This window comes from Amycolatopsis rhizosphaerae (assembly GCF_007713715.1).
Lineage (GTDB): Bacteria > Actinomycetota > Actinomycetes > Mycobacteriales > Pseudonocardiaceae > Amycolatopsis_E > Amycolatopsis_E rhizosphaerae.
This window is the reverse complement of record NZ_VJWX01000041.1, coordinates 21245-27244: the sequence shown is the minus strand read 5'-3', so window position 1 is coordinate 27244 and position 6000 is coordinate 21245. Positions and strand designations below refer to the sequence as shown.

5 protein-coding genes are annotated in these 6000 nt (G+C 71.7%); 4 read left to right on the top strand and 1 reads right to left on the bottom strand.

Annotated elements, in window-relative coordinates; all coding sequences use genetic code 11:
- From FNH05_RS37875 to FNH05_RS06945, 4 genes are all read left to right on the top strand, one after another.
- On the top strand, positions 1-348 hold a 348-nt coding region (locus FNH05_RS37875), incomplete at its 5' end, for a hypothetical protein (RefSeq protein ID WP_186382421.1).
- A gap of 13 nt (positions 349-361) precedes the next feature.
- The gene (locus FNH05_RS06955; protein ID WP_144586452.1) at positions 362-1003 is read left to right on the top strand and encodes a type VII secretion system-associated protein; all 642 of its coding nucleotides are present in this window, start codon (positions 362-364) and stop codon (positions 1001-1003) included.
- Between the two features lie 302 nt (positions 1004-1305).
- Complete coding sequence (locus tag FNH05_RS06950; RefSeq protein ID WP_144586451.1) at positions 1306-4032, top strand: AAA family ATPase; 2727 nt, start codon at positions 1306-1308, stop codon at positions 4030-4032.
- A 74-nt stretch (positions 4033-4106) separates the two neighbouring features.
- Entirely contained in the window at positions 4107-4865 is a 759-nt protein-coding gene (locus FNH05_RS06945; RefSeq protein WP_144586450.1) for an alpha/beta fold hydrolase, read from the top strand.
- On the opposite strand, the gene FNH05_RS06940 is transcribed toward FNH05_RS06945, so the two are convergent.
- Positions 4837-5633, bottom strand: a protein-coding gene (locus tag FNH05_RS06940; protein ID WP_425458418.1) for an IS5 family transposase whose coding sequence is annotated in 2 segments (ribosomal slippage) — positions 4837-5295 and positions 5298-5633 — 795 coding nt in all. Because the reading frame shifts where the segments join, the coding sequence is not laid out codon by codon here. The two genes, FNH05_RS06945 and FNH05_RS06940, sit on opposite strands and share 29 nt — an antisense overlap.
- Positions 5634-6000 lie beyond the last annotated feature (367 nt).

Below are 6000 nucleotides of genomic sequence, written 5' to 3'. Positions count from 1 at the left end.
CAGGTGCTCCAGGCACTCCTGGACGGGCTCCGCGCCCATCCCGGCAACCTGAACCTCGCCGCCGTGGCCGCGCTGGTGGAGGGCTTCCCCCAGGCCGATGAGGTCTGGACCATGGTGCTCGCCTTGCTGGCGGCCCGGCCGGAGCTCGCCTCGCAGGTGCACACTGTGACAGTGCAGGAGGTCGACGAGGCCGGGGTGCCGCGGCGGGTCGTGCTGCCGCCAGGGGCCGCCGAGCTGCTCCACCTCGCCGACCAGCCGTCCGCCTCGGCGAACCCGGGTGAGTTCACCTACCAGGCCGAGCTGATCCGGCCCGAGCGGCGGCAGGCGGGCAGGGAGCGGACCCGATGAGAAGGGGACCATCATGGGCACCATGACCGAGACGACCGACGGCACACGGGCGGAAGGTCCGCTGGAGAACTGGTTCCTGCTGATGGACCCGGCCTGGCACCCGGCCGCCGAGAACGATCCGCCGCCGATCGAAGCCGTCGTCGGCCTGTGGCCGGTGGAGGACGAGGGGAAGATCGGCAAGTTCCGGGCCAACCCGGAGTACGTGCCGAAGGACGAGAACTCGCCGTCGGACCCGCTGGACGCGGTACTGCGGCTGGTCCTGCAGGGGCGCGCCGAGGCCGAGCACATCCAGCTGATGCTGCGCGACACGCTGTTCGACCTCGCGATGAACGGCGACGGCCGTCCGCTGATCACGAAGTCGCCGGACGACATCCTGTGCGTTGTCGTGGCGACCGGGGAGCCACACCGCAGGCGGATCGCCGCGCCGGACTGGCGGCGGATCGACCTCGACGAGCTGGTCGAACTGCTCGCCGACGAGGTGGACGTGCTGTTCAACCCGGGTGGACCGGCCGCGGTGCGGCTGACCGGCGACTTCATGCGCGAGACGCTGCTGCTGGACGACGAGCAGGTCGCCGAGCTCCACGCGAACGACAACCAGGACACCTCGGGCCTGCGGGTGGTCCCGTGGGAGCCCACGGCGGAAGCAGTGCCGTAACGCGCCCCTTCACGATCACAGCGCGAGTCCCACCCTCCGGCGCCTGAGTCCCACGCTCAGGCAGGAATGGGCGCCGTGAAGGGTCCCTTCACAGTCGAATCGACTGTGAAGGGACCCTTCACGGCAACACTCATGCGAGGGGGGCAAGTGCGTCGTTCCCCCGGACGGGCGAGCGCCTGTTGCGGTCTCGTGCAAGTTCCGGCGAGCGAAGGGGCAGGTCACTGGCCTGCGGGGGACCCCGCCGAGATCATGGGGACCGAGAAACCGCTTCCGGACGAAACGCTGCCAGGGGAGGTCGGGCTGTGCTGGACGCGATCGACGCGGCGGCAGGCCCGCTGATCTCGGTGACCGGTGCGGCCGGGGTCGGCCGCACCACGCTGCTCGCCCAGCTGAGCGAGCGCCTCGCCGAGCGCGGCGTCGCGGTGTGGGCGATGCGTTTCACCCGTGACGGGGAAGCGATTCCGGCCCGCTTCACACTGCGGCCGGGTTCGTCGCCGGACGGCGTCGCCGAGCCCGTCACCCAGTTGCCGGGCGGGGACGCCTCCCCGTGGGCGTGGTCCCCGATCCGCCCCGCCGATGGGGCCCGCGACGATCCGGCGATCGCGCGACGGGCGGCCGCCGCCGCGGCCGCACCGCTGCTGCGGGCCGGGCGGGAAACCGTGCTGCTGATCGACGACGTGCACTGGATCGACCCCGACTCGCTCGCCGTGCTGGCCGCGCTGATCCGTCAGCTCGCGGGTACTCCCGTGCGCTGCGTGTGCACTGCCCGCGTGCCCGCCGCCCGCATGGCGCCCGAGCTGGGGGCCGCCGTTCGCGAGTTGCGCCGCGCGGGGCTCGCGACCGCCGTCCGGCTGGCCCCGCTGACGCGCGGCGAGCTGACGAGGCAGGTGACCGCGGTGCTGCAGGCCACCCCGGAGCCCGCACTGGTCACCCGCGTGCACGAGCTCAGCCGGGGGGTCGCCGCGGCGGTGCGCGACAGCATCGACATGGTGCGGCACAACGGTTCCGTCGAGGTGGTGGACCGGCAGGCGTACCTTGTGCAGCGCACCTCCCCGGGCGATCCGCCCGCCCACAACCAGCTCGTGCAGGCGATCCGGGCACTCGGGCAGGCGGAGTGGGCGGCGGCCAAGGCGGTCGCCGTGCTCTGCCCGCTCGGTGCCGCGGTGCCCCGCCTGGTGGGGGAGGCGCTGGGCGTGCCCGAACCGGAGGCCGTCGCGCTGCTGGACTCCCTGTGCCAGGCCGGTGTCCTGCACCGGGGCCTGGCGGGCCGGTCGTGGCGGTTCACGGTGCCGCTGGTCGCCTCCGCGGTCACCGCCTGCCTGGGGCCGTTCGAACGGCGCCGTCTCGCCGCGACGGTGGTCACCGCCGTCTGGGCGGGGAGCGCGACGTGCGGCGACACCGACTACCTCGCCGACCAGGTCGCGAACGCGGGCGCACTGGTGGACCGGCAGCGGGCGCTGGGCGAGTTGCTGAACCGCTCCGCCGCGGTCCAGCAGGACAAGGCCGAGAGCGCGGTGCGCTGGCTCGGCGCGGCCATCGAACTGGCCGAGAACCGCGCCCAGCGCGCGATGGTGCTGCTGATGCACACCTCGACCTGCCACCTGCACGGCGACTACGAGCGGAGCCTGCGCGGGGCTCAGTCGCTGCTCGGCGCCTACGCCGACCAGCTCTCCCCGGACGCCGCGCAGGAGGTGCAGCTCATGGCCGTGCAGGGACTGCACTGCGTGGGCGACGAGGAAGCCCTGCGCGAGCTGGTGGAGCTGCGGCGCCGGTGGGCCGGGGGGATCGAGCACTCCGTCGTCACCCGTGCCTTCGCCCTCGCCGCGCTCGACCGCTGGACCGACGTGCACGAACTGCTCAACGGCAGCCGCGCGGCCTGGCGTGCCGGCAATCCGACCTCCGCCATGCTGGGGGAGCTGCTCGGCACCACGGCCGAGCTGTGGAGCGGGCGGTGCGCCCGGTTCGAACAGAGCCTGCTCGCGCGCGAGCGCTGGACACTGCGGGCCACCGCCCGGCACCGGCTCGACCAGGTCGGCTCGCACGTGACCGGGCTGCTGGTGACCGGGGACCTGAGCAGGGCGGAGAAACTCCTCATCGACGAAGACCTGCCGGTGACCGCGCTGCCGCGGTACGACCAGGCGATGGTGGCCGCACTGCGCGGGGACGCGGCGCTCGCGCTCGACCTCACCCGGCGGGCGATGGCCACCACCGGCCGCGGCTACGACCCCGGTTACGCCGGAATGCTCCAGACCACGATCTGGATCCTGGTGCTGCAGGGCAGGCTGACCACCGCCCGTGCGCTGCTCAAGACGGCGCGGGCCGCGAAACCGGTGCTCGCTCACCTGCTCGACGCCGCGGAAGCGCGGCTGGACCGGGCGCTGGGCGAGACCGGGCAGGCCGTGTCCCGGTTGCGGCGCGCGCTCGCGGACGCACAGGAGCGGGGCCTGCTGGTCGGCGCCGACGTGTGCCGGGCGGAACTGGTGGACCTCGCGCTGGACGCCGGCGACCACGAGGCCGCACGGAGCGATCTCGACGCGCTGACCCAGGTCACCGCCACCATGCCGACCTCGCGCTCGACCATGTACCTGCTGCTCGCCCGCGCCACGGTCAAGCGGGACCGGGCCGCCGCCGCCGAGTGCCTGCGGCAGGCGCGGGAACGCGGCCAGCCGCTCGAACTCGCGGTGGTGCTGGAACGACTCGTCAAGTACGGCGTGGCGGAGCCGGAGCTGCTCAACGAGGCGTACGAACTGCTGGGCGGTCTCGATGCGCTGCTGGCCAGGGCGTGGCTGCGGAACCTGATGCGCGATCACGGGGTCTCGGTGCGGGGGCGCAAGGAGACGGTGGCGGAGAACGAGCACCTGCTGGCCATGCTCGCGGCGGGCGGGCTCACCAACAAGCAGCTCGCGATGGCCCTGTGCACGAGCGACAAGAGCATCGAAGGCCGGTTGAGCAGGCTCTTCACCCGCACCGGCTACCGCTCGCGGATCGAGCTGTCCACCGCGATGCTCAACGGCGAGTACCGCCCTTAGAGCGTGTCTCACGTGGTGCTGTGAAGGTGCTGCTCCTTGCGCCGTGTCTCACGGTGCGTCGCTATGCTCGCCGCGTGGGCGAGATCGTGGTGGTGCGTGATGGCTTTGGGCCCGAGGTCCTGCTTGTGCATGGCGGTGCTGGCCCGCGGACGACGTGGGGCGCTTTGGCTCCGCTGGCCGATCGGTGGACGCTGGCATATGTCCATCGCCGTGGCTATCCGCCGAGTCCACCACCGCAGGAGTGTCAGGACTTCGAGGTGGACGCCCTGGACTTGGCGCCGCTGCTCGTCGGCCGCCCGCACGTTGTCGCCCACTCCTACGGCGCCCTCGGGGCGTTGATCGCGGCCGCCGCTGCGCCGGGCAGCGTGCGCTCGCTCACCCTGATCGAGCCGCCGCTCCACTACCTTGTCCCTGACGATCCCGAGGTGGCGCGGCTCGAGCGCATCGGCGATGCGGTCCTCACCCACGGGATGGACATGGACCCGACCGAGTTGCGCGAGTTCCTCCATCTCGCGGGCGCGCCCGTCGGTGACGGCCCGCTCCCCGAGAACGTGGTCGCCGGCGTTCGGCGGGCGCAGGGTGGTCGGCCGACCAGGGAGGCGCACCCACAGCTCGACGCGATCCGTGGCGCCGGCGTCCCAGTGCTCGTCGCGTCCGGAGACCACGCGGCCGCGCTCGAACGGATCTGCGACGCTCTGGCGGATGTGCTCGGTGGCGAGCGCAGCGTGCATCCGGGCGCTGGTCACTTCGTCGCCGCAGCACCGGGCTTCGCCGAACAGCTTGAGGCCTTCCTACGCAAGAGCGTCACGTGGCAAGCTTCTTCCAGCAGGTGAGCGTGGCGGCGAGGGTGAGGAACGCGGCGAACAGGTTGGCCGAGCGTTCGTAGCGGACGGTGAGCCGGCGGTAGCCGAAGATCCAGGCGATCGTGCGCTCGATCTTCCAACGGTGCCGGCCGAGCCGCTCGCTGGATTCGATGCCGCGGCGCGCGATGCGCGGCGTGACACCGCGGCGGCGCAGCCAGGCGCGCAGTTCAGCCGAGTCGTATCCCTTGTCCGCGCGGGCCTTGTCCGGTCGGCGGCGGCGCGGTCCGCGCCGGGAGCGGATCAGCGGCAAGGCCATGAACAAAGGCTTGAACGCCTCGATGTCGGCGGTGTTGGCCGCCGAGACACCGACCACCAGCGGCAGCCCGGCGGCGTCGGACAGCACGTGGAGTTTGCTGCCTCTCTTGGCCCGATCGACCGGATTGGGGCCGGTCAGCGATCCCCCTTTTTCGCCCGGACGGCGGCGGCGTCCACGATCGCCGCAGCCCAGTCGATCTGACCCTTGGCTCCGAGCTCGTCCAGCACTGCCCGGTGCAGCCGGGGCCACAGCCCGGCCCGGGTCCAGGCGGTGAACCGGCGATGCGCCGTGGCCGGTGAGACACCGAACTCGGCCGGCAGGTGCCGCCAGGCATACCCGCTGGTCAGCACGTACACGATCGCGGTGAACACCGCCCGATCCTCGACCGGCCTGGTCCCGCCACCCTGGCGGCGCGGGGTGAACTGCGGAATCAACGAGGCGGTCAGTTCCCACAACTCGTCCGGAACCAACCTCAACGCCAGATCGGATGCCACAGTCTCAGATCATCCCGCAGATCACCTCACAACCACGTGATACACGCTCTTAGGGCGTGTATCAAAGTGGCTTGGGTAGCGGTGCGGGTAGCGGAACCTCAGACGGTCCCTGGCTGTGGGATCTCCTCCTCATGAATGCCAAAATTCACCACGTCGGAGCTTTCCTCGCCAGGAACCGCCTGAGAACCCGCGGCGGTGCAAGCCGACAGCGTGGCGCAAGCGGCTGACGCCGCTTCAAGACGCGAAATCCGACTTGCGTTGACCAACGCTCGACTTCGATACACCGCCTAGGGACCCCGGTTCTGGGGGCGTCGCAACATCCCTTGTGAGTAGGGGTCGCCGACTCGCCGAAAAT